General features: G+C 43.7%; 36 protein-coding genes. 32 read left to right on the top strand and 4 right to left on the bottom strand.

The window, feature by feature from the left end; genetic code table 11:
- Positions 1-57: 57 nt before the first annotated feature.
- Together lnt and rpoH are read left to right on the top strand one after the other, a co-directional pair.
- A complete protein-coding gene (gene lnt / locus ABU615_RS06350) occupies positions 58-1,587 on the top strand; it encodes an apolipoprotein N-acyltransferase (protein ID WP_370389355.1) in 1,530 nt (509 codons plus the stop codon).
- A gap of 223 nt (positions 1,588-1,810) precedes the next feature.
- Entirely contained in the window at positions 1,811-2,659 is an 849-nt protein-coding gene (gene rpoH / locus ABU615_RS06345; protein WP_100141113.1) for an RNA polymerase sigma factor RpoH, read from the top strand.
- A gap of 92 nt (positions 2,660-2,751) precedes the next feature.
- Here rpoH and ABU615_RS06340 read toward each other — a convergent pair whose 3' ends face one another.
- Positions 2,752-3,594, bottom strand: a complete 843-nt coding sequence (locus ABU615_RS06340) for a DUF3579 domain-containing protein (protein ID WP_370388711.1) — start codon at positions 3,592-3,594, stop codon at positions 2,752-2,754.
- Between the two features lie 542 nt (positions 3,595-4,136).
- On the opposite strand from ABU615_RS06340, the gene ABU615_RS06335 reads away from it, so the two are divergent.
- Entirely contained in the window at positions 4,137-4,475 is a 339-nt protein-coding gene (locus ABU615_RS06335) for a P-II family nitrogen regulator (protein ID WP_100141115.1), read from the top strand.
- A 40-nt stretch (positions 4,476-4,515) separates the two neighbouring features.
- Positions 4,516-5,832, top strand: a complete 1,317-nt coding sequence (locus tag ABU615_RS06330; RefSeq protein ID WP_370389354.1) for an ammonium transporter — start codon at positions 4,516-4,518, stop codon at positions 5,830-5,832.
- 83 nt (positions 5,833-5,915) lie between these two features.
- Here ABU615_RS06330 and ABU615_RS06325 read toward each other — a convergent pair whose 3' ends face one another.
- Genes ABU615_RS06325 through orn form a run of 3 tightly spaced genes read right to left on the bottom strand, consistent with a single transcriptional unit; the run spans position 5,916 to position 8,625 of the window.
- On the bottom strand, positions 5,916-6,389 hold the full coding sequence (locus tag ABU615_RS06325; RefSeq protein WP_100141116.1) for a CinA family protein: 474 nt from the start codon (positions 6,387-6,389) through the stop codon (positions 5,916-5,918).
- Complete coding sequence (gene pgi / locus ABU615_RS06320) at positions 6,370-8,028, bottom strand: glucose-6-phosphate isomerase (protein WP_370387099.1); 1,659 nt, start codon at positions 8,026-8,028, stop codon at positions 6,370-6,372. Before pgi ends, ABU615_RS06325 begins: the two co-directional genes overlap by 20 nt.
- Positions 8,029-8,076: 48 nt before the next feature.
- The gene (orn, locus tag ABU615_RS06315; RefSeq protein WP_100141117.1) at positions 8,077-8,625 is read right to left on the bottom strand and encodes an oligoribonuclease; all 549 of its coding nucleotides are present in this window, start codon (positions 8,623-8,625) and stop codon (positions 8,077-8,079) included.
- A 265-nt stretch (positions 8,626-8,890) separates the two neighbouring features.
- Here orn and ABU615_RS06310 point away from each other — a divergent pair, with 265 nt between their 5' ends.
- The 28 genes from ABU615_RS06310 (at position 8,891) to rpsD (ending at position 23,351) form a co-directional block, all read left to right on the top strand.
- Positions 8,891-10,177 (top strand): M48 family metallopeptidase, encoded by a 1,287-nt coding sequence (locus ABU615_RS06310; RefSeq protein WP_370388710.1) that lies wholly within the window; start codon positions 8,891-8,893, stop codon positions 10,175-10,177.
- Positions 10,178-10,187: 10 nt separating this feature from the next.
- A complete protein-coding gene (rsgA, locus tag ABU615_RS06305) occupies positions 10,188-11,072 on the top strand; it encodes a ribosome small subunit-dependent GTPase A (RefSeq protein WP_370388709.1) in 885 nt (294 codons plus the stop codon).
- A gap of 257 nt (positions 11,073-11,329) precedes the next feature.
- Complete coding sequence (rplC, locus tag ABU615_RS06300; protein ID WP_100141120.1) at positions 11,330-11,974, top strand: 50S ribosomal protein L3; 645 nt, start codon at positions 11,330-11,332, stop codon at positions 11,972-11,974.
- Positions 11,974-12,594: a 50S ribosomal protein L4 gene (gene rplD / locus ABU615_RS06295; protein ID WP_025331819.1), complete on the top strand. Its 621-nt coding sequence runs from the start codon at positions 11,974-11,976 to the stop codon at positions 12,592-12,594. Before rplC ends, rplD begins: the two co-directional genes overlap by 1 nt.
- A complete protein-coding gene (rplW, locus tag ABU615_RS06290) occupies positions 12,591-12,905 on the top strand; it encodes a 50S ribosomal protein L23 (RefSeq protein ID WP_370388708.1) in 315 nt (104 codons plus the stop codon). Before rplD ends, rplW begins: the two co-directional genes overlap by 4 nt.
- 5 nt (positions 12,906-12,910) lie before the next feature.
- Positions 12,911-13,747, top strand: a complete 837-nt coding sequence (gene rplB, locus ABU615_RS06285) for a 50S ribosomal protein L2 (protein ID WP_100141122.1) — start codon at positions 12,911-12,913, stop codon at positions 13,745-13,747.
- Between the two features lie 5 nt (positions 13,748-13,752).
- Complete coding sequence (rpsS, locus tag ABU615_RS06280; RefSeq protein WP_025331704.1) at positions 13,753-14,028, top strand: 30S ribosomal protein S19; 276 nt, start codon at positions 13,753-13,755, stop codon at positions 14,026-14,028.
- Between the two features lie 10 nt (positions 14,029-14,038).
- Positions 14,039-14,368, top strand: coding sequence for a 50S ribosomal protein L22 (gene rplV / locus ABU615_RS06275; RefSeq protein WP_037406961.1), 330 nt, complete (start codon positions 14,039-14,041; stop codon positions 14,366-14,368).
- A gap of 9 nt (positions 14,369-14,377) precedes the next feature.
- A complete protein-coding gene (gene rpsC, locus ABU615_RS06270; RefSeq protein WP_100141123.1) occupies positions 14,378-15,082 on the top strand; it encodes a 30S ribosomal protein S3 in 705 nt (234 codons plus the stop codon).
- Entirely contained in the window at positions 15,066-15,482 is a 417-nt protein-coding gene (gene rplP, locus ABU615_RS06265; RefSeq protein ID WP_037394618.1) for a 50S ribosomal protein L16, read from the top strand. The genes rpsC and rplP overlap by 17 nt, the downstream gene beginning before the upstream one ends.
- Positions 15,482-15,673 (top strand): 50S ribosomal protein L29, encoded by a 192-nt coding sequence (gene rpmC, locus ABU615_RS06260; protein ID WP_025331702.1) that lies wholly within the window; start codon positions 15,482-15,484, stop codon positions 15,671-15,673. Before rplP ends, rpmC begins: the two co-directional genes overlap by 1 nt.
- Complete coding sequence (gene rpsQ / locus ABU615_RS06255; protein WP_100141124.1) at positions 15,673-15,936, top strand: 30S ribosomal protein S17; 264 nt, start codon at positions 15,673-15,675, stop codon at positions 15,934-15,936. Before rpmC ends, rpsQ begins: the two co-directional genes overlap by 1 nt.
- A gap of 232 nt (positions 15,937-16,168) precedes the next feature.
- Entirely contained in the window at positions 16,169-16,537 is a 369-nt protein-coding gene (rplN, locus tag ABU615_RS06250) for a 50S ribosomal protein L14 (protein ID WP_025331700.1), read from the top strand.
- A gap of 11 nt (positions 16,538-16,548) precedes the next feature.
- Complete coding sequence (gene rplX, locus ABU615_RS06245) at positions 16,549-16,872, top strand: 50S ribosomal protein L24 (protein ID WP_100141125.1); 324 nt, start codon at positions 16,549-16,551, stop codon at positions 16,870-16,872.
- A 10-nt stretch (positions 16,873-16,882) separates the two neighbouring features.
- The gene (gene rplE / locus ABU615_RS06240; RefSeq protein ID WP_025331698.1) at positions 16,883-17,422 is read left to right on the top strand and encodes a 50S ribosomal protein L5; all 540 of its coding nucleotides are present in this window, start codon (positions 16,883-16,885) and stop codon (positions 17,420-17,422) included.
- Between the two features lie 2 nt (positions 17,423-17,424).
- The gene (rpsN, locus tag ABU615_RS06235; RefSeq protein WP_025331697.1) at positions 17,425-17,730 is read left to right on the top strand and encodes a 30S ribosomal protein S14; all 306 of its coding nucleotides are present in this window, start codon (positions 17,425-17,427) and stop codon (positions 17,728-17,730) included.
- Between the two features lie 14 nt (positions 17,731-17,744).
- On the top strand, positions 17,745-18,137 hold the full coding sequence (gene rpsH / locus ABU615_RS06230) for a 30S ribosomal protein S8 (RefSeq protein ID WP_100141126.1): 393 nt from the start codon (positions 17,745-17,747) through the stop codon (positions 18,135-18,137).
- Positions 18,138-18,146: 9 nt separating this feature from the next.
- A complete protein-coding gene (gene rplF, locus ABU615_RS06225) occupies positions 18,147-18,680 on the top strand; it encodes a 50S ribosomal protein L6 (RefSeq protein ID WP_100151546.1) in 534 nt (177 codons plus the stop codon).
- A 13-nt stretch (positions 18,681-18,693) separates the two neighbouring features.
- Positions 18,694-19,047, top strand: coding sequence for a 50S ribosomal protein L18 (gene rplR, locus ABU615_RS06220; protein ID WP_100141128.1), 354 nt, complete (start codon positions 18,694-18,696; stop codon positions 19,045-19,047).
- A gap of 19 nt (positions 19,048-19,066) precedes the next feature.
- Positions 19,067-19,585, top strand: a complete 519-nt coding sequence (gene rpsE / locus ABU615_RS06215) for a 30S ribosomal protein S5 (RefSeq protein WP_367490432.1) — start codon at positions 19,067-19,069, stop codon at positions 19,583-19,585.
- Positions 19,578-19,763: a 50S ribosomal protein L30 gene (gene rpmD / locus ABU615_RS06210; RefSeq protein WP_100100557.1), complete on the top strand. Its 186-nt coding sequence runs from the start codon at positions 19,578-19,580 to the stop codon at positions 19,761-19,763. The genes rpsE and rpmD overlap by 8 nt, the downstream gene beginning before the upstream one ends.
- Before the next feature lies 1 nt (position 19,764).
- Positions 19,765-20,199, top strand: coding sequence for a 50S ribosomal protein L15 (gene rplO, locus ABU615_RS06205; protein WP_100141129.1), 435 nt, complete (start codon positions 19,765-19,767; stop codon positions 20,197-20,199).
- Positions 20,200-20,212: 13 nt separating this feature from the next.
- Complete coding sequence (secY, locus tag ABU615_RS06200; RefSeq protein ID WP_100151547.1) at positions 20,213-21,529, top strand: preprotein translocase subunit SecY; 1,317 nt, start codon at positions 20,213-20,215, stop codon at positions 21,527-21,529.
- Between the two features lie 5 nt (positions 21,530-21,534).
- On the top strand, positions 21,535-21,753 hold the full coding sequence (infA, locus tag ABU615_RS06195; protein WP_003684714.1) for a translation initiation factor IF-1: 219 nt from the start codon (positions 21,535-21,537) through the stop codon (positions 21,751-21,753).
- An 18-nt stretch (positions 21,754-21,771) separates the two neighbouring features.
- Positions 21,772-21,885, top strand: coding sequence for a 50S ribosomal protein L36 (gene rpmJ, locus ABU615_RS06190; protein ID WP_003697674.1), 114 nt, complete (start codon positions 21,772-21,774; stop codon positions 21,883-21,885).
- A gap of 58 nt (positions 21,886-21,943) precedes the next feature.
- Positions 21,944-22,306: a 30S ribosomal protein S13 gene (gene rpsM / locus ABU615_RS06185; protein ID WP_037406984.1), complete on the top strand. Its 363-nt coding sequence runs from the start codon at positions 21,944-21,946 to the stop codon at positions 22,304-22,306.
- 16 nt (positions 22,307-22,322) lie between these two features.
- Positions 22,323-22,715 carry a 30S ribosomal protein S11 gene (rpsK, locus tag ABU615_RS06180; protein WP_025331688.1) on the top strand — a complete coding sequence of 131 codons (393 nt, stop codon included), beginning with the start codon at positions 22,323-22,325 and terminating at the stop codon, positions 22,713-22,715.
- Positions 22,716-22,730: 15 nt separating this feature from the next.
- Positions 22,731-23,351, top strand: a complete 621-nt coding sequence (rpsD, locus tag ABU615_RS06175; RefSeq protein ID WP_025331687.1) for a 30S ribosomal protein S4 — start codon at positions 22,731-22,733, stop codon at positions 23,349-23,351.
- The last annotated feature ends 24 nt before the right edge of the window (positions 23,352-23,375 follow it).

The following is a 23,375-nucleotide window of genomic DNA, read 5'->3' as shown; positions in this document are numbered from 1 at the left end:
GTTAAAACGCTGGAGAAGATAGAAGTGACCAAACAAAAGGATAAGTCGGCACAGCCTATTTATGAATTCAAATATGGTGCTGTTTTAGCCAAACCTTGGCTGTACTGGCCACTTTTATTCTTATCTGCTGCTCTGGTGCCTTTTGCTTATGCCCCCTATTATCATTTCTGGCTCTTACCTGTTTTATTGGCCATATTGCTGATTTTACAATCAGTACGGCCACAATGGCGTGTTCGTTCAGCATATCTTTGGGCATTCACAGCCTATACTGTTTTACTCTACTGGATAGATATTGCATTGCATGATGTAGCTGGTTTACCGCAGATAATGGCCTGGCCATTAACTTTGCTGCTGCCCGCCTATCTGGCTGTTTATCCTGCTCTAGTATTCTGGCTACTCGGAAAATTCAGAATTTCTCGTAGCGTTCGTCATGCAATAATTTTACCGTTGCTATGGGCGTTGGCAGAATTCGTACGGGAAAGGGCACTGACCGGTTTCGGCTGGGGTATATGGGGTTATAGCCAGATAGCTGATTCACCTTTAGCTGGTTTTGCACCTTTAGGCGGAATTTTTCTGGTTACCGTATTTACTGTTGCCACTGGTTCATGGTTAGCAGAGCTGTTACTGGCTAAATCAATTAAGGCTAAAACAGGGTTTAGTATCAGCGTATTGAGTGTGTGGCTGCTCGGTGCGGTTTTATTGCATTGTCAGTTCACTCAGCCTGACGGTACGCATGCATCAGTGGCTTTAGCACAGGGTAATATTCCCCAATCTTTTAAATGGGATGAACGATCTTTACAGCCAACACTTAGGCGTTATCTTGACCTCATAAACAGTACGCACGCCAATATTGTTATTCTGCCCGAAACAGCCATTCCAGTAATGCGGCAGGATATGTCACCAAAGCAGCTAGCTGTATTTACCCAGCTAGCGCGAAACAATGGCTCTGCTTTAGCAGTTGGTATTCCTCAGTATACCGCCGATGGATCAGGTTATCTGAATTCGGTAGTAAATTTTACAGCTCCACTATCTGTCAATGGATTACCTTACTATGCGAAAAATCACCTAGTGCCATTTGGAGAATATATTCCATTGCCTTTTCTACTTGGCTGGTTGTATCGCTGGATGGATATGCCGCTAGCCGGATTTTCTCGCGGTGGTGCTGTTCAAGCACCTTTAAAGCTGGCTAATCAGCGTGTAGCCTTTAATATATGTTATGAAGATGGTTTTGGTGATGAAATCATTAATTCGGCCAGTCAGGCCAGTATGCTGGCCAATGTAAGTAATATGGCTTGGTATGGACACTCCCATGCTATGGAACAGCATATGCAGCAATCTCAGGCTCGGGCATTGGAAACAGGTCGTTATATGGTTCGAGCCACTAATACCGGTATGACAGCCATTATCAATCCCAAAGGTCAGATTGTCGCACATCTGAAACCGGATACAGCAGGTGTGCTGGAAGGTAAAATTTACGGCTACAGGGGCATTACACCCTATATGTGGCTGGGTAGCAGCTGGCCCTTAGCTATTATTAGCTTGATTTTATTATTAATAATCTATGTTTTTAGGCGTTATCGTTGTTGAATAAATTATCCTGATGTGTATAATCATTAAAATATACAATCGAAATTGATAAAATACATTATTTTACCAATGATGAACAATTCATAAATAGTGATTGAAGTACATTCTTATTTTAATTACAATGATAAATTATTAGTTGGGTTATTGATTGATTTTTAGGTAACAAACAATGTGTTGCAGTTACATTAATAGCAATAACCTAACACGAACAGAAAGGATAGGCATGAATACAGCTTTTGCATTACCCGTGCCGACTGGGCATGGTAGTTTGGAGCAATACATTCATACCGTAAATAATATTCCTATGCTTTCTCCCGAGGAAGAACAGGATTTAGCGGTACGCCAGACCGAAGGAGATTTAGAGGCTGCAAAAAAATTGATTCTGTCACACTTGCGTGTAGTGGTTTCTATTGCACGTGGATATGATGGTTATGGCCTGAATCAGGCTGATTTGATTCAGGAAGGCAATATCGGTTTGATGAAAGCTGTAAAACGTTTTCAGCCTAGCAGGGGCGTACGATTATTTTCGTTTGCGGTACATTGGATCAAAGCAGAAATTCATGAATTTATTTTACGTAACTGGCGCTTAGTACGTGTAGCTACCACCAAACCGCAGCGTAAACTGTTTTTTAATTTACGTAGCATGCGTAAATCAATGGCCGCTTTAAGTAATAAAGAAGCCCAGTCCATTGCAGATGATCTTGGAGTAAAATTGTCAGAAGTGCTGGAAATGGAACAGCGCATGACTGGTAAGGATATGTCTTTACTGGCTGAAAATGATGATGAAGACAATTTTGCACCGATAGACTGGTTAACAGATAGCTCTAACGAACCAACACAGGTACTGGCTCAGCAAGCTCATTACGCGTTACAGACTGATGGTCTGCAAACAGCTCTGGCCAAATTAGATGAACGCAGCCGTCATATTGTGGAAAGTCGCTGGCTTGCGGATGATGGCGGATTAACCTTACATGATCTGGCTGGTGAATATGGTGTTTCTGCCGAACGTATTCGTCAGATTGAAGCTAAAGCAATGCAGAAATTACGTGGTTATTTGGCTGAAGCAGAATGATGAAGTTGAATAAAAAAACCGGATTGAAGAATTTATTCAATCCGGTTTTTTTAATGAAACAATGGTTGATTGAGCTATTTTACTAATTATTATCATTCAATCGTAAAACTGAATTTATGGCATGATAATATAAAACCATGTTTCAGGTATAAGTGATGCATATTAGTGTTATCAGATGAAACACTTGAATCTGCATGAATACACTTACATTGTTCTTTAAGTCCGATGGCTTTCAATGCATCTAATATTTGGCTGACCTGATCATCCTGAACCGGTATGTGATGGCTGGCCAAATCATCTATATGTAAATGTCGTCCAGCTGTGAAGTTGGTGACGATACGAAATCCGCAAACAGTTACTGCATTTTGTTTACCTTCTTCAAATATTCCCAGCAATCTATAACCTTCTGCTTGCTGAATGGTTACCAATTCCTGAAACTGAGTGATATCCCGAATATCAGGATGTAACATATGTAATGCAGCAAAGGCAGAGCTTATTTCGGCTGGTTTCAGTTCTCGTAATTGACTGACTGGAATCTGAGAATTTGTTTCGGCAGAGGTTGAAGAATTGATTTGTTTGGTTTGTTTCGCTTCGATATTTTCCTGCGCAACAGCATCTGTCAGGCTGATTTGTCTGTGTTCCTGTTCTTCTAATAAAGCTTTGCAATCCAGAATGCGCAGATCGTTATCGCGCGCAAAATCCATCATAAAATTAAAGGCTGTGGCGCTAATCTGTTCTAACTTGCGATCGACTGCTACGCAGCGGATATTATCAACCAGAATAGGACGAACCCATTGGTGATAAGACAGCCTGTGCCCTTGATCGAAAGAAGACAATACCCCGCATAAACGTTCAGCCCAGTCACTTGGGCGAAAGCGTTTACCATTATTTGTCATGCCTTGAATAACGATTTCGTATGGATTGCAAATTAGCATGCTGGCCTCTTAACAGAAACAAATGTTTCAATGACGTATATGTATTTATTTTGCTATTAGGGTGCAATTATACCTGATTGTATCTGTCTGATGCATGTCACTTGAGTGGGGCTGTTCTAAGAATAGTGATAAATTTCAATGGGTATATGTAGTTTTATAACATTGAGGTTTGGCTTTAGGAAAAAAGACTGATTGAGGTAAAGAAATTTTCCAAAAAAAGGGAGTCGCCAATCATTTGTTGTTTTGAATTAATATTTTTGATGGTTGTGCTTAAATAATTATATTTTTGATTGTAATTGTTTAGTTTCATGCCTTATATGGGGATTGTTTCATCAAAAGATAGAGATCAAATCAACAGAACACGGCATTTGATACCTCAGTAATTTTGATACATCTTTGCAAATTTAAAAGAAAGATGTATGGTGTGATTAGTCACTGTAGATAACTGTAAACTACGCTACTGAGTTAAATATACTGGTTCAAATAAATTATGGTTCTGCCTGATTGATGATAAATAGTGAAATTCGATGATGGGGTGTTATATGAAAAAAATCACTGCAATGATTAAACCATTCAAATTGGATGATGTTCGTGAAGCATTGGCTGAGATAGGTGTACAAGGAATGACGGTAAGTGAAGTAAAAGGCTTTGGCCGTCAAAAAGGACATACTGAAATTTATCGTGGAGCAGAATATGAAGTGGATTTTTTACCCAAAATCAAAATGGAAATTGTTCTGACGGAAGAACTGGTTGAGCGTGCTATTGAAGTGATTGTCACTTGTGCCAGAACAGGTAAGGTGGGTGACGGTAAAGTTTTTGTTTCGCCTGTCGATGAGGTCGTGCGTATCCGTACCGGAGAATCAGGTGCTGCGGCGGTGTAAATACAGACGTATTATTTAATAAGGAAATAAAATGAATCAAATAAATAAATGTTTGTTAGCTGCTGTCTTGCTGATGCCATTGCCGCTCCTAGCAGGCGATTTGTCCGGCTGGTGGCGGCCACTGTCGGAAATAAATGCTGGTAATACTGCATGGGTGATGACATCCGCCGTACTTGTTTTGCTGATGACCGTACCAGGACTTGCATTGTTTTATGGCGGTATGGTGCGCAAAAAAAATGTGTTAGGTACCATGATGCACAGTTTTGTTGTGGCAGCATTGGTCAGTGTTTTGTGGATGATAGTAGGATACTCACTGGCTTTTACTCCAGGAAACGCTTTCATTGGCGGCCTAGACAGATTTATGCTGGTTGGCATGGGATTGGATAAAACCAGAGAAATGACTACCATCGTAAATGGTAGTGGTACTGTTCCCGAGTCGGTATTTATGTTTTTCCAAATGACGTTTGCGATTATTTCTACTGCGATTGTTACCGGTGCTTTTGCTGAACGTCTTAAATTCTCTGCATTATTGGTTTTTTCTGGATTGTGGGTAACTTTAGTTTACGCTCCGGTTTGTCACTGGGTATGGGGTGGTGGCTTTATGGCTGACGCACATACGCCAGTTCTTGATTTTGCGGGAGGTACTGTCGTTCATATTAATGCCGGTATTGCTGGTCTGGTAGCGGCATTGGTAATTGGTAAACGTCTCGGTTATGGCAAAGATGTTATGGCTCCTCATAATATGGTGTTAACATTAACTGGTGCTGCGATGTTATGGGTAGGCTGGTTTGGTTTTAATGCTGGTTCTGCAGGTGCGGCGGATGCTTCAGCGGGCATGGCTATGGCGGTCACTCAGGTAGCGGCGGCTTCAGCTGCATTGACATGGATGCTTTGTGAAAAATTGGCCGGACATAAACCCTCTGCTTTAGGGATGGCTTCCGGAGCCGTATCTGGACTGGTTGGGATTACACCGGCTGCTGGCTTTGTTGGTCCTCAGGCTGCACTGGTAATTGGTATTCTAACGGCGGTAGCAGCATATTTTGCTGCTGTATTTTTAAAACGCAGATTTGGTTATGATGATTCGCTTGATGCTTTCGGTATTCATGGTTTTGGCGGAATAGTGGGTTCGATCTTAACCGGTCTGCTATTCAGTAATGCTATTTTCAGAGGTGAATCCACTGTTGGCAGTCAACTGCTGGCACAAGTTAAAGACGTTGCAATTACCGTTGTTTACAGTGTAATAATGACATATCTGATTCTTAAAATAGCAGCACTGGTATGCCGTGGTTTGCGTATCGATCATGATGCTGAGCGTGAAGGCATGGATGTCAGCATTCATGGTGAACGTATTGAATAATTAATTTGTTTGTGCAAAAAATAAAACAAGCTGGCCGGTATTGTTTACGGCCAGCTTCTTATTTTTTAGACAGATTTATTTTCTTAGCGGTATAAATAGTGACGCAAAAACCGCAGTGCATATTCCACTGCCTGTGATCGGATGACGTCACGATCTCCCTTGAAAAGGTGTTGTTTGGCCCAAATGCGTTGTTTGGTAGCTAATCCGAACCAGACCGTGCCAACAGGTTTTTCAGCACTGCCGCCAGTTGGTCCGGCAATACCGGAAATAGAAAGGGCATAATCAGCTTTGGCGTCAATCAGTGCTCCTAGAGCCATTTCACGTACACATTCTTCACTTACAGCACCATAATGTCGTAAAGTAACTTCATTAACATTGAGCAAGTGTTGCTTTGCTTGATTGCTGTAAGTTACATAGCCCATATTAAACCAGCCGGAACTTCCTGGAAGATGAGTCAACTCAGCTGCCAGTAGGCCACCTGTACAAGATTCTGCACAGGTTACAGTGTGTCCGAGTTCTTCTAGTTTCGTGGTGATATCATGCAGGGTTTGTCTCATGGTGATGTTTTCTAAAGTAGTCTATGAGGCCATTGGTAGATGCATCATGGCTAAGCGTATCTGTGTTGCTCAATTCGGGTTCTATGTGTTTCGCCAGAACTTTGCCGTACTCTACGCCCCATTGGTCGAAAGAGTTTATCCCCCATACCACGCCCTGAACGAAGACTTTATGTTCATACATTGCTAGCAACATCCCCAGATTAAAAGGATTGATTTCATCTAGCAGTAAGGTATTAGATGGTTGATTACCAGGAAATACTTTCTGTGGTGCCATGATATCACGACGTTTATTGTCTAAAGTCATGAGTTCTGCATAGGCTTCAGCCAGTGTTTTGCCATGCATTAAGGCCTCAGTCTGAGCAAACGCATTGGCTACAAGTACCTTGTGTTGCGTACTCACACGGTAGAAACTATTAATCGGAATGATAAAGTCAGAGGATATCAGACGTGGCCCTTGATGAAGGAGCTGAAAAAAAGCATGCTGGCAGTTTACGCCCTCTTCACCCCAGATGATTGGCCCCGTATCAAAATCCAGTCGCTCTCCATAACGGCTTACCTGTTTGCCATTACTTTCCATATCCAGTTGTTGTAAATGTGCTGCGAGACGGCGCAATCCGTGGTCATACGGGATAATTGCATGGCTGGTGGTGGTATAAAATGTGTGATACCACAGGCCAATCAAACCAAGTAAAACGGGAATATTGTGTCTTAATGGCGCATGAAAGAAATGTTCATCCATTGCCCGACCGCCAGCGAGGAAATTTTGAAAGTTATCTTTACCAATGGCAAAGATAACCGACAGACCAATTGTTGACCAGACAGAGTAGCGACCACCCACCCACTCAAACATAGCGTATATGTGCTCAGGTTTTATGCCAAAAGCCTGTGCTTTATCAATTGCACTGGTAATAGCAATGAAATGGCGGCCGATATCAGTTTCACGCAAGCCATGCTGTATAAACCAGCTTCGTGCAGTCTGTGCGTTCAGTAAGGTTTCTGGTGTAGTAAAGGATTTGCTGGCAATAATAAAAATTGTTGTAGCAGGGTTTACTTTTTCTAATACCTGCATCAGATTGGCGCCATCAACATTGGCTACATAATGAATATTCAATCCAGATTGCTGAAACGGTCGTAATGCCAATGTAACCATTTCCGGCCCTAAATGCGAACCACCAATACCGATATTGATAATATCCGTAATACGGTTTCCCTGAGCTCCTGTGTATTCTCCACAACGAACCGCTTCGGCAAAGCTATAGGCACGTTCAAGTTCATGATGAATATCGGGAACGATATTGTGATCATCGACATAGACTTCAGCCTGAGGGGGAAGCCGGAGCGCTGTGTGCAACACTGCGCGGTTTTCACTGACATTGATTTTTTCGCCGCGCCGCATTTTATCTGTCCAGCCTCGTACATCGGCAATATTGGCCAGCTCTATTAATAATGTCAGAGTATCTTCAGTAATGCGGTTTTTGCTGTAATCCAGTAATAGGCCATTTAATTGCTCATGCATTTGTTCAAAACGATCCGGCTGTTGCCGAAATAGATCACGCATGTGCAAAAAACGGGTACTGCGCTGATGTTGATGTAGCTGTGCCCAGATGGCTGTCTGATTAATAGGACAAGATGGATTCATCATAACCGGAAAATTTTTCAGCAAAGAATAAAGGCGGAGTATACAAAATCAGGCAGATACTGTTAAGAAATGTTTGCGATAATAAGCCATTTCTTCAATACTTTCCTTAATATCATCCAGAGCCTGATGAGCGCCTTTTTTGCTTATACCTTTTGCAACAGGCGGGTTCCAACGTTTAGCCAATTCTTTTAATGTAGATACATCCAAATTGCGATAGTGAAAGTAAGCTTCCAGTTTCGGCATATATCGCACCATAAAGCGACGGTCCTGATGAATTGAATTACCGCACATTGGTGAAGCTTTTTCGGGTACCCACTCACTGATAAAGGCTAACAATTTTTCTTCCGCTTCCGCTTCAGTCAAGGTAGAAGCCCTTACTTTATCTATCAAGCCTGTACGTGTGTGGGTAGACGTATTCCATTTGTCCATATGATTAATAATACTATCTGGCTGATGAATAACTAGTACTTCAGACTGAGCTAAAATATTAAGATCACTATCGGTTATGATCATGGCGACTTCAATAATCCGGTCAGTATCCGGATTTAAGCCAGTCATTTCCATATCCAGCCAGACAAGATTTTTATCGTTTTGCATATCTTAATCTTGATTGATAACAAAACATCATTTTAGCTGCTTTCTCTAATGGCTGATAGCTTATTTTTTTACGGTAAATTAAAAGATAATTTGAAAATTTATTCTGGTTTAGAAACTAATAAATACAGGCATGGAAATTTATTAAACAGGCTAAAAGCGTGGTAAATTTCTATTTAAAAAAAGGGATTTTCGAATTGCCGCTTTTATCCACCCATAACGTACAAACTCCGCTACAATCATTATTTTTAAGCTATAGTGTGTTTTTATGGCGTTTTATCTTTCTGCCCAAACAGTCTATCTACTATTTCTTTTATTTTTCGTATCTACAACCTGTGGTCAGTTGTATCTGTCTATACGTCAGAGTAAAGCTGTATTAGCGCATCGAAGCCGCGTGCCTGCTGCATTCTTAGCCAACGTATCATTGGATGAGCATCAGAAAGCAGCAGATTATACTTTAGCCAAACAACGTCTGGCTCGTTACGAAATACTGTTTCAGGCATTGTTGCTATTGGTGTTTACACTTGGCGGCGGGTTAGATTTGTTGGCACGTCTAAGTCAAAAGTGGACACACCACGATATAGTACAAGGAATTTTGTTAATTGGTTTGTTTGCACTGGTGAATATGGTATTGGGCTGGCCATTGGCATGGTATCGCAGCTTTTGCCTTGAAGCTAAATTCGGTTTTAACAAAATGACACTAGCTACATTTATTGCTGATCAATTCAAAGGATGTTTGCTAGCTATTATTGTTGGGTTACCTTTGCTGTACATCATACTATTAATCATGCAGATTCTGATTGCAGCAAACTGGTTTGGGGGTGCATGGTGGCTTGTGGTTTGGCTGGTTTGGGTAAGTTTTTCTTTATTATTGATGTGGGCATTTCCTAAATGGATTGCTCCATTATTCAATAAATTTGAACCATTACAAGATGATGTCATGCGTGCTCGTATCGAAAATCTGCTACAACGTACAGGCTTTCACAGTGATGGAATTTTTGTCATGGATGGATCCAAACGTAGCGGACATGGGAATGCATACTTTACAGGTCTTGGGAAGCACAAGCGCATTGTATTTTTTGATACCCTTCTAAAAGATATGCAAGTAAACGAAGTTGAAGCCGTGCTGGCGCACGAATTAGGACATTTTGCTCACAAGCATGTATTCAAGCAAATGATTGTTACTTTTATACTTGCCTTAATTGTATTTGCGGTTTTAAGTTGGCTATTGCCCCAGGCGGGTTTTTATCTGGGGCTGGGTGTGCATGAGCCCAGTCATGCCATGGCCTTATTATTGTTTATGCTGGTGCTACCACTGTTTACTTTCCCATTTTCACCACTGGCAAGTGTTTTGTCTCGTAAAAATGAATTTGAAGCCGACCGGTTTGCAGCTAAATATGCCCATGCTGAGGATTTAATTCAGGCGCTGACCAAACTCTACCGTAGCAATGCTGCCAGTCTCGTCTCAGATATCTGGTATTCTCGCTTTTATGATTCTCATCCTGGTGCACGAGAACGTATTGCGGCACTTCAGACAGCAATAAAGGCACATTAGGACATTAGGAATGGTGCAGCAGACGGATAAGTTATTAACGGCGCAAATTGTTACCAGTTTCGGTCGGCGTTTTCAGGTGCGTACTGCCGCCGGAAAAATGTACGAGGCTACTACCCGAAAAAAAAGAATAGATTTTGCTTGCGGTGATATTGTGCATATCGGACATATTAACCAACAACAAGCCGTGATTGAAGATTATTTACCCCGTCGCAGCCTGCTATACCGTCAGGATGCAACACGCACTAAGCTTATAGCAGCCAATGTTACTCTGATGCTAATAGTGCTGGCGGCGGTACCTACACCAAGTGAATTGCTGTTGCAGCGGGCATTGCTGGCTGCTGAAGCGGCCGACATAACGCCACTGATTATCTTAAATAAGGCTGACTTACCTCAGAATGCTGAATGGTTGGTAAAACTATCTTATTATCAGAGCCTCGGCTATAAGGTAATCAACATCAGCGCTCTGAATGATATAACTCTATTGCGTGAACATTTACAGGGTGAATGTGCTATCCTGCTAGGACAGTCCGGTATGGGTAAATCTACTTTAACCAATGCCCTTCTGGGTAAAGAGCAGGCTCGGGTGGGTACGATTTCATCTGCGCTGGATTCCGGACGTCATACCACAACTCATGCGCAGTTATATGATCTCAATACTGAGAGTCAGTTAATCGATTCACCCGGGTTGCAGGCATTTGGGCTGCATTATTTACATACAGGCGATTTGCTGCATTACTTTCCTGATATGCGTTCTTATATCGGTCAATGCCGGTTTCATAATTGCACCCACCGTCAGGAGCCGGGCTGCGCTCTCAAGCAAGCATTAGCTGAAGGTAAGCTAAAACCAGAGAGGTTGCGTTTTCTGCAAAATATCACAGATGAATTAAGCAAATGACATCTGCTAACAAACAAAAAATGCAGCTAAACGATTGATATTTCATGACGATAAAACGTCTAAACCCAATCTAGACTTTATCAGTAAGGCGTAATCGTTGTTTTTACCTAAAAATCCGTGCTTTAGTTACATAAAAAATTGATTCAAGCAGAATAAACATGATATTATCACAATCTTGCCGATTTTACGTCGGCAAGATTCTTTATTTGTGCGAGGCCAATCAATCGTAATTGGTCCCTTTATAAAAGGAAATAACTATGACTTTAGGTCTGGTTGGGCGCAAAGTAGGCATGACGCGCGTGTTCGATGAGAACGGCGCATCCGTTCCAGTAACCGTACTGGATATGTCTGCTAACCGCGTCACTCAACTCAAATCCGAAGCTACCGACGGCTACACTGCCGTACAGGTGACTTTTGGTCAGAAAAAAGCCAATCGCGTAAGCAAGGCACAGGCAGGTCACTTTGCCAAAGCTGGTGTTGAAGCCGGACGTGGTTTGGTTGAATTTGCTGTTTCTGCTGAAAAACTGGCTGAATTGTCTGCAGGTGCTGAAATCAATGTCGGCATGTTTGCAGCAGGTCAGTTGATTGATGTCACTGGTACCAGCAAAGGTAAAGGCTTTTCTGGCACCATCAAACGTCACAATTTTGGTTCTCAGCGTGCTTCTCACGGTAACTCCCGTTCTCATCGCGTACCTGGTTCAACTGGTATGGCGCAGGATCCGGGTCGCGTATTCCCGGGTAAACGTATGGCTGGTCAGTACGGTAACGTTAAATCCACCATTCAGAATCTCGAAATCGTGCGCGTAGATACCGAACGTCAGCTGCTGCTGGTGAAAGGTGCGGTGCCCGGTGCGGTTAACAGCAACGTTGTCGTGCGTCCGAGCGTGAAGGTAGGTGCGTAATGGAACTGAAATTAATTGATGCTCAAGGTCAGGTTGCAGGTGCGGTTGCTGCTTCTGACGCATTGTTTGCACGTGAATACAATGAAGATCTGGTTCACCAGCTTGTAACGGCCTTTTTGGCTAATGCTCGCTCTGGTAACCGTTCACAGCTGACTCGTGCTGAAGTAAAACATTCCACTAAAAAACCATGGCGTCAGAAAGGAACTGGCCGTGCCCGTTCTGGTATGACTTCTTCTCCGCTGTGGCGCAGTGGTGGCCGTGCGTTCCCAAATAAACCAGATGAAAACTTTACCCAGAAAGTAAATCGCAAGATGTACCGTGCGGGTATGGCAGCTATTCTGTCTCAGCTGGTACGTGATGAACGCCTGTTTGTAATTGACGAATTATCTGCTGCTACACCTAAAACCAAAGCCTTTGCCGAACAGGTGAAAAATCTGGGTATGGAACAAGTACTGTTCATCACCAAACAGTTGGATGAAAACGTTTATCTGTCCAGCCGTAACCTGCCAAATGTACTGGTTTTGGAAGCACAGCAAACTGATCCGTACAATCTGTTACGCTTTAAGAAAGTAGTGCTTACCAAAGCAGCAGTTGCACAACTTGAGGAGCAATGGGTATGAATCAACAACGTTTAATGCAAGTGCTCTTGGCTCCTGTTGTTTCTGAAAAAAGCAACATGCTGGCTGAAAAACGCAACCAGATGACGTTTAAAGTATTGTCAAATGCCACCAAGCCTGAAATCAAGGCAGCCGTGGAACTATTATTTAATGTGAAAGTGGACTCAGTAGCCACCACCATCATTAAAGGCAAAAATAAACGTTTTGGCCGTACCATCGGTAAGCGCAGTGATGTGAAAAAAGCTTATGTCAGTCTTGCGGCTGGTCAGGAGCTGGACATTGAATCTGCTGCCGCTTCTGCAGATAAGGAATAAGCACTATGGCTATTGTTAAAATGAAGCCGACTTCTGCTGGCCGTCGCGGCATGGTACGCGTGGTAACAGAAGGCTTGCACAAAGGTGCTCCATATGCACCATTATTGGAAAAACAGTCTTCAACTGCTGGCCGTAACCACGGTGGTCGCATTACCACTCGCCACAAAGGTGGTGGTCACAAGCATCACTACCGCGTTGTAGACTTCAAACGTAACGACAAAGACGGTATCGCTGCTAAAGTTGAACGCATTGAGTATGACCCAAACCGTACCGCGCATATTGCCTTGTTGTGCTTCGCCGATGGTGAGCGCCGTTATATCATTGCTCCGCGCAATGTACAGGTTGGTGCTGTGCTGGTTTCCGGTTCCGAAGCTGCAATCAAAGCAGGTAACAACCTGCCTATTCGCAATATTCCGGTTGGTACTACACTGCACTGTATCGAAATGAAACCGGGTAAAGGCGCACAGATTGCTCGTTCCGCTGGCGCATCCGCCGTACTTCTTGCAAAAGAAGGTGTATATGCTCAGTTGCGTCTACGTTCTGGTGAAGTGCGAAAAATTCACGTTGACTGCCGTGCCACTATTGGTGAAGTAGGCAACGAAGAGCAAAGCCTGCAAAAACTGGGTAAAGCTGGTGCCAAACGCTGGCGCGGTGTTCGTCCGACCGTTCGCGGTGTAGTAATGAACCCAGTAGATCACCCGCATGGTGGTGGTGAAGGTCGTACAGGTGAAGCCCGCGAACCGGTTAGCCCATGGGGTACACCGACCAAAGGCTATCGTACTCGTCGTAATAAACGCACGAACAACATGATTGTTCGCCGCCGTTACTCAAATAAAGGTTAACTGATATGGCTCGTTCATTGAAAAAAGGCCCATATGTCGACCTGCATTTACTGAAAAAAGTCGATGCGGCTCGTGCTAATAACGACAAGCGCCCGATTAAAACCTGGTCACGTCGTTCCACTATTCTGCCTGATTTTATCGGTTTGACCATCGCTGTACACAACGGCCGTACCCACGTGCCCGTGTTTATTAGCGACAACATGGTAGGCCATAAATTGGGTGAGTTCTCATTGACCCGTACCTTCAAAGGCCATCTGGCTGATAAGAAGGCTAAAAAATAAGGGATAAAACATGAGAGTTAGTGCACAACACAAAAATGCCCGCATTTCTGCGCAAAAAGCCCGTCTTGTTGCTGACTTGGTGCGTGGCAAAGATATTGCCCAAGCGTTGAATATTTTGACATTCAGCCCTAAAAAGGGTGCTGAGCTGATCAAAAAAGTACTGGAGTCTGCTGTGGCCAATGCCGAGCATAACGAAGGTGCTGATATTGACGAATTGAAAGTGGTTACCATTTATGTCGACAAAGGTCCGAGCCTGAAACGTTTTCAGGCACGTGCCAAAGGTCGTGGTAATCGCATCGAAAAACAAACTTGTCACATCAACGTGATTGTGGGCAACTAAGGAAAAGCGATGGGACAAAAAATTAACCCTACAGGCTTTCGCCTGGCAGTGAATAAAGATTGGTCTTCCAAATGGTTTGCCAAAAGCGGCGACTTTTCCAAAGTGCTGAAAGAAGATATTGACGTACGTAATTTTCTGCGCAAACGACTGGCTAATGCTTCTGTTGGTCGCGTAGTTATTGAGCGTCCGGCTAAATCTGCACGAATTACCATTTATAGTGCCCGTCCAGGAATTGTAATTGGTAAAAAAGGTGAAGACATCGAAGTATTAAAACGTGATTTGCAGAAAATCATGGGTGTGCCGGTACATGTCAACATCGAAGAAATACGTAAACCGGAAATTGATGCGCAAATTATTGCTGATAATATTGCAGCCCAGTTGGAAAAACGTGTAATGTTTCGCCGTGCCATGAAACGCGCTATGCAAAATGCCATGCGTGTTGGTGCCAAAGGTATCAAAATCATGTCTTCCGGCCGATTAAACGGTATTGAAATTGCTCGTACCGAATGGTATCGCGAAGGTCGTGTGCCTCTGCATACCCTGCGTGCTAATGTGGACTACGCAACCAGCGAAGCCAAAACCACATACGGCATCATCGGTATAAAAGTTTGGGTTTACAAAGGTGAACTGACACCAGGTGAAATTCAGGCCAAGCCGGAACAGGAAAAGAAACACAGCAGAAAGGCAGGTGGTCGAAATGCTGCAGCCAACTAGAATGAAATACCGCAAACAGCAGAAAGGCCGCAATACCGGTATTGCTACTCGTGGCAATAAAGTTAGCTTCGGTGATTTTGGTCTGAAAGCTGTGGGTCGTGGTCGTCTGACTGCACGCCAAATTGAAGCAGCACGTCGAGCAATGACTCGTCATATCAAACGTGGCGGTCGCATCTGGATTCGTGTATTCCCGGATAAACCCATTACCGAGAAACCGATTCAGGTTCGTATGGGCGGCGGTAAAGGTAATGTTGAATATTACATCGCCGAAATTCAGCCGGGCAAAATGCTCTACGAAATGGACGGTGTAGATGAAACTTTGGCTCGTCAGGCTTTCGAGCTGGCTGCTGCCAAATTGCCGATTCAGACCGTATTTGTTAAACGCCAGGTAGGTCAATAATGAAAACCAGTGAATTGAAAGACAAATCTGTTGAGCAGTTAAACGAAGAACTGGTTGGCCTGCTGAAAGCGCAATTCGGATTGCGTATGCAGCATGCCACCGGCCAGCTGGGTAAAAACAGTGAGCTGAAAAAAGTGCGTCGTAATATTGCTCGTGTAAAAACCATTTTGCATCAGAAGGATGGTGAATAATGACTGAAGCTAAAAACGTACGTACTTTGCAGGGCAAAGTCGTGAGCGACAAAATGGATAAAACCGTAACCGTACTGGTTGAACGCAAAGTAAAACACCCGTTGTATGGTAAGGTGATTCGTCGTTCGACTAAAATCCATGCCCACGATGAGCAAAACCAATACGGTATTGGTGACGTTGTTGTCATTTCCGAAGGTCGCCCAATGTCAAAAACCAAAAGCTGGGTTGTAACTGAGCTGATTGAAAAAGCACGCAATGTGTAATTAACACAACAAAGTGCTGCAATTAGGGAACGAAGTATTGCGACAATCCAATATTGTCTGTAAACTTCGTTCCTTAACTTTCAGTTTCCTGAAAGTTTCCGGCGCTCGCCGGAACTCTCCCTTCGGGACCCAAGACTGGTTTACTAGAACCGTTAAAGGTTTCAAACAGCCATAAAGAGGTAATAGGCTGTTTGAAAGCGGTAAATTAAGTTGGATTTTAAAAGGTAATAACATGATTCAAATGCAGACCATCTTAGATGTGGCTGACAACTCTGGTGCACGCCGTGTAATGTGCATCAAAGTATTAGGTGGATCTAAGCGTCGCTACGCATCTGTAGGCGACATCATCAAAGTGGCCGTTAAAGACGCAGCTCCTCGTGGTCGCGTAAAAAAGGGCGATGTATATAATGCTGTAGTTGTTCGCACAGCAAAAGGTGTACGTCGTAATGACGGTGCACTGATTAAGTTTGATAACAATGCAGCCGTGCTGTTGAATACTAAATTGGAACCAATTGGTACCCGTATTTTTGGCCCGGTAACCCGTGAGCTACGTACTGAGCGATTCATGAAAATCGTTTCATTGGCTCCTGAAGTACTGTAAGTGAGGTTGCAATGAAAAAGATTAAAACTGGTGATCAGGTGATCATCATTGCCGGTAAAGATAAGGGCAAACAGGGTAAAGTCGTACGTGTTCTCGGTGAGAAGGTGATTGTTGATGGTGTGAACCGCGTAAAACGTCACCAAAAACCAAATCCCATGCGTGGAATTGAAGGTGGTGTAATTACCAAAGATGCGCCATTGGCTATCTCCAATGTAGCGATTTTCAATCCGGAAACCCAAAAAGCTGACCGCGTAGGCATTAAAGTAGAAACTGTAGACGGTAAAGTAGTACGTACACGTGTATACAAATCTACCGGTGCTGTCGTGGGAGCTTAAGGAGTAATCAATGGCTCGTTTAAAAGACTTTTATAACACCACTGTTGTTCCTGAGTTGACCAAACAGTTCGGTTACAAATCTATTATGGAAGTACCGCGTATTGAAAAAATCACTCTGAATATGGGTGTGGGCGAAGCGGTTGCCGATAAGAAAGTAATGGAACATGCAGTTGGTGACTTAGAGAAAATTGCTGGTCAGAAACCGGTAGTAACCGTAGCACGTAAATCAATTGCGGGTTTCAAAATCCGTGATAACTATCCAATCGGTTGTAAAGTAACTTTACGCCGTGACCGTATGTATGAGTTTCTGGATCGATTAATTGCCATTGCCCTACCACGTGTGCGTGACTTCCGTGGCGTAAACGGTAAATCATTTGACGGTCGTGGTAACTACAACATGGGCGTGCGTGAACAAATTATTTTCCCGGAAATTGAATACGACAAAATTGATGCTTTGCGTGGTCTGAATATTACCATCACCACGACTGCCAAAACTGATGCAGAAGCCAAAGCACTGTTGTCTCTGTTCAAATTTCCGTTTAAGGGTTAATTATGGCTAAGAAAGCACTTATTAATCGTGAGCTGAAGCGCGAAGCTTTGGCAAAAAAATATGCTGCCAAACGCGAAGCCATTTTCGCTATCATCAATGATGCCAATGCGACTGATGAAGAGCATTTTCAGGCTCGATTGAAACTGCAGGCTATTCCGCGTAATGCTGCTCCGATTCGTCAACGTCGTCGCTGCGCTTTGACAGGTCGTCCGCGTGGTAATTTCCGTAAATTCGGCTTGGCCCGTACTAAAATCCGTGAAATCGCCATGCGTGGTGAAATTCCGGGCGTAATCAAAGCCAGCTGGTAATAGGAGTATAAAATATGAGTATGCATGATCCTATTTCCGATATGTTGACCCGTATTCGTAATGCTCAGCGTGCTAATAAAGCATCTGTAAGCATGCCGTCTTCCAAACTGAAAGTGGCTATTGCCAAAGTTTTGAAAGAAGAAGGTTACGTAGAAGACTTTGCCGTATCTACCGAAACCAAGGCGACATTGGAAATACAATTAAAATACTACGCTGGTCAGCCTGTGATTGAACGCATTCAACGCGTTTCACGTCCTGGTCTGCGTGTGTATAAAGGTTCCAACGACATTCCTTCAGTAATGAATGGTTTGGGCGTTGTGATTGTGAGCACTTCTAAAGGTGTAATGACTGACCGCAAAGCCCGTGCCAATGGTATCGGCGGTGAGTTGTTATGCGTGGTTGCCTAAGGGGAAAACATGTCTCGAATTGCTAAACATCCGGTAGTCGTTCCGGCTGGCGTTGACGTTAAGTTCTCTCCAGAAGCTATCATTGTTAAAGGTAAAAACGGCGAACTGTCCCTGCATCAGCATGCTGAAGTAAATGTAGCATTAAATGATGGACAATTAGTTATCACTGCCAACGACAGCAGTACAAAAGCGAATGCTTTATCTGGTACCGTGCGTGCGTTACTGCACAACATGGTTGTTGGTGTAAGCAATGGTTTTGAGAAAAAACTGCAATTGATTGGTGTAGGCTATCGCGCTCAAGCTCAAGGAAAGGTATTGAATCTTTCTTTGGGCTACTCTCATCCGATTAATTACGAATTGCCAGAAGGCATTACAGCTACTACACCTTCAGCTACCGAAATTATCATTGCTGGTGCTGACAAACAGGTAGTAGGGCAAGTTGCTGCTGAAATTCGTGGATTCCGTCCGCCTGAACCTTATAAAGGTAAAGGTGTACGATATGCTGATGAGCGTGTCGTTATTAAAGAAACCAAGAAAAAATAATTGAGGCTCACTGATGGATAAAAATGTAGCAAGACTGCGTCGTGCACGTAAAACCCGTGCCAAAATTGCAGCCCTGAACAAAGTGAGATTGTGCGTTTTTCGTACCAATAATCACATTTATGCCCAGGTTATTAGCGCTGAAGGTGATCGAGTATTGGCTCAGGCTTCTACTCTTGAGGCTGATGTGCGTGCCAGCATCAAATACGGCAGCAATGTAGACGCTGCTGTAGTGGTTGGCAAACGCATTGCTGAAAAAGCTAAAGCAGCCGGCATTGAAGCAGTGGCATTTGACCGTTCAGGTTTTCAATACCATGGTCGCGTTAAAGCCTTGGCTGAGGCAGCCCGTGAAAACGGCTTAAGCTTCTAATAAACTGGAGACCAGAAATATGGCAAAACACGAAACTGAAGAACGCGGTGACGGCCTGATCGAAAAGATGGTTGCCGTAAACCGTGTGACCAAAGTGGTTAAAGGTGGCCGCATTATGGCTTTTTCAGCTTTAACCGTAGTAGGTGATGGCGATGGTCGCATCGGTATGGGCAAAGGTAAATCTAAAGAGGTTCCTGTTGCTGTACAGAAAGCCATGGATCATGCGCGTCGTAACATGATTAAAGTGCCATTAAATGGCCGTACAATTCATCATGAAGTAATCGGTCGTCATGGCGCTACTCGCGTATTCATGCAGCCTGCCAAAGAAGGTAATGGTGTGAAAGCAGGTGGTCCGATGCGTTTGGTATTTGATGCAATGGGTATTCATAATATCTCTGCTAAAGTGCATGGTTCAACAAATCCTTACAATATTGTTCGTGCAACATTGGATGGTTTGTCTAGACTGTATACACCAGCTGAAATTGCTGCCAAACGTGGCCTGACCGTAGAAGAAATTTTAGGAGCAGATCATGAGTGAGCAGAAAACCGTACGCATTACACTGGTTAAAAGCTTGATTGGCACTATTGCCGCTCACCGTGCCTGCGCACGTGGCTTAGGTTTGCGTCATCGTGAGCATACTGTTGAAGTGCTTGATACCCCCGAAAATCGTGGCATGATCAACAAAATCAGCTACCTTTTGAAAGTGGAGAAGTAACATGCTTTTGAATACCATTCAGCCTGCTGAAGGTGCTAAACATGCGGCTCGCCGCGTGGGTCGTGGCATCGGCAGTGGTTTAGGCAAAACCTGTGGCCGTGGGCACAAAGGTCAGAAAAGCCGTAAAGGTGGTTATCATAAAGTTGGTTTCGAAGGCGGACAAATGCCTTTGCAGCGTCGCTTGCCGAAACGTGGCTTTAAATCTATGACAGCTCATCTAAATGCTGAAGTGCGTCTGGATGAACTGGCAAAAGTTGCAGTAAACGAAATTGATGTTCTGGTATTGAAACAGGCCGGATTGGTACCTGCAACTGCCTTGAATGTCAAAATTATTGCATCTGGCAACATTGATAAGGCGGTAACTTTAAATGGTATTAAAGCCACCAAAGGTGCGCAACAGGCCATTGAAGCTGCCGGTGGTAAAGTAGCAGAATAAGGCAAGGAAACAAGTGGCTAATCCGCAATCCGCAACAGGACTTTCAAAGTTTGGTGATTTAAAAAATCGTCTGTTATTTTTGCTTGGTGCGTTGGTTGTATTCCGCATCGGATCGCATATTCCAGTGCCCGGTGTGGATGGTGCTGCTTTGACCAAACTGTATGAAAGTGCCGGCGGAGGCATATTGAGCATGCTCAATATGTTTTCCGGCGGTTCTCTGCAACGGTTCAGTATCTTTGCAATTGGTGTTATGCCATATATTTCAGCTTCAATTATTGTACAGCTGGCTTCTGAAATTATCCCTTCCCTGAAAGCACTCAAAAAGGAAGGTGAAGCTGGACGTCGGACTTTGACGAAATATACGCGTTATGGCACTGTATTGTTGGCTACTCTACAAAGTTTCGGTGCTGCAGCATTTGTTTATCAACAAAATGTAGTGGTATCTGGCCAGTTTGAATTTTATTTGACTACCATGGTGTGTCTGGTTACCGGAACCATGTTTCTTATGTGGCTTGGTGAGCAGATTACAGAACGTGGTATTGGTAATGGTATTTCGCTGATTATTACTGCCGGTATCGCAGCCAGTCTGCCTGCCGGTATTGGTCGCTTACTAACACTGACTAGTCAGGGTTCAATCAGTTATTTGATGGCTGTTGCACTGATTGTTGGGGCATTAGCTTTGATTTATGCTGTTGTATACATCGAAAGTGCACAACGTAAAGTACCGGTGCAATATGCTAAGCGGCAAGTAGGTAATCGCATTATGCAGGCTCAGAATTCACATTTGCCATTTAAATTGAATATGGCCGGCGTGATACCGCCAATTTTTGCGTCTAGTATTATTCTGTTTCCCTCTACTCTATTAAGCTGGTTTGGTTCAGCTAATCAAGATGGATGGTTGCAGAAACTGGCCACACTTTTGCAGCATGGTCAGCCTGTTTATATTTTGCTATTTGCAGCTACTATTATCTTCTTTTGTTATTTCTATACGGCGTTGGTATTCAGTCCAAGAGAAATGGCAGAAAATCTGAAGAAAAGTGGTGCTTTCGTGCCGGGTATTCGCCCTGGTGAACAAACCAGTCGTTATCTGGAGAAAGTTGTATTGCGTTTAACCTTCTGGGGCGCAATTTATATAGCTATCGTGTGCCTGATTCCGGAAGTATTAACTTCTGCGATGAATGTACCTTTCTACCTAGGTGGCACCTCACTACTTATTCTGGTGGTGGTGACCATGGATTTTAAAACGCAAATTGCTTCTTATGTGATGAGTAGTCAGTATGAACATCTAATGAAGCGTTCTGCGATGAAATCATTATCATCACGTCGTTAAGTATTATGGCTAAAGAAGATACCATACAAATGCAGGGTGAAATCCTTGAAACCCTGCCCAACGCAACTTTTAAAGTTAAACTTGAAAACGATCATGTCGTTTTAGGTCATATTTCTGGAAAAATGCGTATGCATTACATACGTATTTCTCCTGGAGATAAGGTGACTGTGGAATTGACTCCGTACGATTTGACTCGTGCTCGCATCGTTTTCCGCGCCCGCTAAGAGTAGAAAGGAAATAATATGCGCGTTCAGCCGTCGGTAAAGAAAATTTGCCGCAATTGTAAAATCATCCGTCGCAACCGCGTTGTACGTGTGATTTGTACCGACCCTCGTCACAAACAACGTCAAGGCTAATTGGATAACCCTAAGTCTTTATGTTATAGTGACAGACTTTTTGCCCTAAGGAAAAAATATGGCTCGTATTGCAGGGGTGAATATCCCTAACAATGCCCATATCGTAATTGGCCTTCAGGCTATTTATGGTATTGGTTCGTCTCGCGCTAAACTGGTTTGCGAAGCTGCCGGCGTTGTGCCGAGCACTAAAGTTAAAGATTTGGACGAGGCTCAACTTGATGCTTTACGTGAACAAATTGCCAAATACCATGTAGAAGGTGATTTGCGTCGTGAAGTAACCATGAACATCAAACGATTGATGGATATGGGCTGCTATCGTGGTCTGCGTCATCGTCGTGGTTTGCCTTGCCGTGGTCAGCGTACCCGTACCAATGCGCGTACTCGTAAAGGTCCGCGTAAAGCGATTGCAGGCAAGAAATAATTGATAAGGAACAATAATGGCTAAAGCAAACACAGCTCGTGTGCGCAAGAAAGTACGTAAATCCGTAAGTGAAGGTATTGTGCATGTACATGCATCTTTCAATAATACCATCATTACTATCACTGACCGTCAGGGCAATGCATTATCTTGGGCTACCTCTGGCGGTGCTGGTTTTAAAGGTTCACGTAAAAGCACACCATTTGCCGCTCAGGTTGCGGCTGAAGCAGCTGGCAAAGTTGCCCAAGAGTATGGCGTAAAAAATCTGGAAGTTCGTATAAAGGGGCCGGGTCCTGGTCGCGAATCTTCTGTACGTGCGCTCAACGCTCTTGGTTTCAAGATTACCAGTATTACAGACGTTACTCCATTGCCACACAATGGTTGTCGGCCACCTAAAAAACGTCGTATCTAACAGGAGTATTCGAGTATGGCACGTTATACCGGCCCGAAATGTAAATTAGCCCGTCGTGAGGGTACTGATCTTTTTCTGAAGAGTGCTCGTCGCTCTCTGGATTCTAAATGTAAGCTGGATTCTGCTCCAGGTCAGCACGGTGCGAAAAAACCTCGCCTGTCTGGCTATGGATTGCAATTGCGTGAAAAACAAAAAATTCGTCGTATTTACGGCGTTTTGGAACGTCAGTTCCGCCGTTATTTTGCTGAAGCAGCCCGTCGTAAAGGTTCGACTGGTGAATTGCTGCTTCAGTTGTTGGAATCTCGTTTAGACAACGTGGTATACCGCATGGGTTTTGGTTCTACACGTGCTGAAGCCCGTCAGTTGGTATCTCACAAAGCCATTACCGTGAACGGCCAAGTTGTCAATATCCCTTCTTTTCAAGTAAAAGCTGGTGATGTAGTTGCTGTTCGCGAAAAAGCCAAAAAACAGGTGCGTATTCAAGAAGCTTTCAGTCTGGCCAGTCAGATCGGCTTACCAAGCTGGGTTTCTGTTGAAGAAGGCAAACTGGAAGGTGTTTTCAAAAACATGCCAGATCGCACTGAATTGAGTGGCGATATTAATGAACAGCTGGTGGTAGAGTTTTACTCTAAATAAAGCTGGTTAAGTGAGGACAGTTAA

This window comes from Snodgrassella alvi, assembly GCF_040741455.2.
GTDB classification, from domain to species: Bacteria; Pseudomonadota; Gammaproteobacteria; order Burkholderiales; family Neisseriaceae; genus Snodgrassella; species Snodgrassella alvi_E.
The sequence above is the reverse complement of the archived record's forward strand: the minus strand, read 5'-3'. Positions and strand labels throughout refer to the sequence as shown.

Bases quoted from the DNA above. Each gene is read 5' to 3' on its own strand.
- rpoH (WP_100141113.1), top strand. From the start codon at position 1,811: ATGAATACAGCTTTTGCATTACCCGTGCCGACTGGGCATGGTAGTTTG.
- ABU615_RS06340 (WP_370388711.1), bottom strand. From the start codon at position 3,594: ATGCTAATTTGCAATCCATACGAAATCGTTATTCAAGGCATGACAAAT.
- ABU615_RS06335 (WP_100141115.1), top strand. From the start codon at position 4,137: ATGAAAAAAATCACTGCAATGATTAAACCATTCAAATTGGATGATGTT.
- ABU615_RS06325 (WP_100141116.1), bottom strand. From the start codon at position 6,389: ATGAGACAAACCCTGCATGATATCACCACGAAACTAGAAGAACTCGGA.
- pgi (WP_370387099.1), bottom strand. From the start codon at position 8,028: ATGAATCCATCTTGTCCTATTAATCAGACAGCCATCTGGGCACAGCTA.
- orn (WP_100141117.1), bottom strand. From the start codon at position 8,625: ATGCAAAACGATAAAAATCTTGTCTGGCTGGATATGGAAATGACTGGC.
- ABU615_RS06310 (WP_370388710.1), top strand. From the start codon at position 8,891: ATGGCGTTTTATCTTTCTGCCCAAACAGTCTATCTACTATTTCTTTTA.
- rsgA (WP_370388709.1), top strand. From the start codon at position 10,188: ATGGTGCAGCAGACGGATAAGTTATTAACGGCGCAAATTGTTACCAGT.
- rplC (WP_100141120.1), top strand. From the start codon at position 11,330: ATGACTTTAGGTCTGGTTGGGCGCAAAGTAGGCATGACGCGCGTGTTC.
- rplD (WP_025331819.1), top strand. From the start codon at position 11,974: ATGGAACTGAAATTAATTGATGCTCAAGGTCAGGTTGCAGGTGCGGTT.
- rplW (WP_370388708.1), top strand. From the start codon at position 12,591: ATGAATCAACAACGTTTAATGCAAGTGCTCTTGGCTCCTGTTGTTTCT.
- rplB (WP_100141122.1), top strand. From the start codon at position 12,911: ATGGCTATTGTTAAAATGAAGCCGACTTCTGCTGGCCGTCGCGGCATG.
- rpsS (WP_025331704.1), top strand. From the start codon at position 13,753: ATGGCTCGTTCATTGAAAAAAGGCCCATATGTCGACCTGCATTTACTG.
- rplV (WP_037406961.1), top strand. From the start codon at position 14,039: ATGAGAGTTAGTGCACAACACAAAAATGCCCGCATTTCTGCGCAAAAA.
- rpsC (WP_100141123.1), top strand. From the start codon at position 14,378: ATGGGACAAAAAATTAACCCTACAGGCTTTCGCCTGGCAGTGAATAAA.
- rplP (WP_037394618.1), top strand. From the start codon at position 15,066: ATGCTGCAGCCAACTAGAATGAAATACCGCAAACAGCAGAAAGGCCGC.
- rpmC (WP_025331702.1), top strand. From the start codon at position 15,482: ATGAAAACCAGTGAATTGAAAGACAAATCTGTTGAGCAGTTAAACGAA.
- rpsQ (WP_100141124.1), top strand. From the start codon at position 15,673: ATGACTGAAGCTAAAAACGTACGTACTTTGCAGGGCAAAGTCGTGAGC.
- rplN (WP_025331700.1), top strand. From the start codon at position 16,169: ATGATTCAAATGCAGACCATCTTAGATGTGGCTGACAACTCTGGTGCA.
- rplX (WP_100141125.1), top strand. From the start codon at position 16,549: ATGAAAAAGATTAAAACTGGTGATCAGGTGATCATCATTGCCGGTAAA.
- rplE (WP_025331698.1), top strand. From the start codon at position 16,883: ATGGCTCGTTTAAAAGACTTTTATAACACCACTGTTGTTCCTGAGTTG.
- rpsN (WP_025331697.1), top strand. From the start codon at position 17,425: ATGGCTAAGAAAGCACTTATTAATCGTGAGCTGAAGCGCGAAGCTTTG.
- rpsH (WP_100141126.1), top strand. From the start codon at position 17,745: ATGAGTATGCATGATCCTATTTCCGATATGTTGACCCGTATTCGTAAT.
- rplF (WP_100151546.1), top strand. From the start codon at position 18,147: ATGTCTCGAATTGCTAAACATCCGGTAGTCGTTCCGGCTGGCGTTGAC.
- rplR (WP_100141128.1), top strand. From the start codon at position 18,694: ATGGATAAAAATGTAGCAAGACTGCGTCGTGCACGTAAAACCCGTGCC.
- rpsE (WP_367490432.1), top strand. From the start codon at position 19,067: ATGGCAAAACACGAAACTGAAGAACGCGGTGACGGCCTGATCGAAAAG.
- rpmD (WP_100100557.1), top strand. From the start codon at position 19,578: ATGAGTGAGCAGAAAACCGTACGCATTACACTGGTTAAAAGCTTGATT.
- rplO (WP_100141129.1), top strand. From the start codon at position 19,765: ATGCTTTTGAATACCATTCAGCCTGCTGAAGGTGCTAAACATGCGGCT.
- infA (WP_003684714.1), top strand. From the start codon at position 21,535: ATGGCTAAAGAAGATACCATACAAATGCAGGGTGAAATCCTTGAAACC.
- rpmJ (WP_003697674.1), top strand. From the start codon at position 21,772: ATGCGCGTTCAGCCGTCGGTAAAGAAAATTTGCCGCAATTGTAAAATC.
- rpsM (WP_037406984.1), top strand. From the start codon at position 21,944: ATGGCTCGTATTGCAGGGGTGAATATCCCTAACAATGCCCATATCGTA.
- rpsK (WP_025331688.1), top strand. From the start codon at position 22,323: ATGGCTAAAGCAAACACAGCTCGTGTGCGCAAGAAAGTACGTAAATCC.
- rpsD (WP_025331687.1), top strand. From the start codon at position 22,731: ATGGCACGTTATACCGGCCCGAAATGTAAATTAGCCCGTCGTGAGGGT.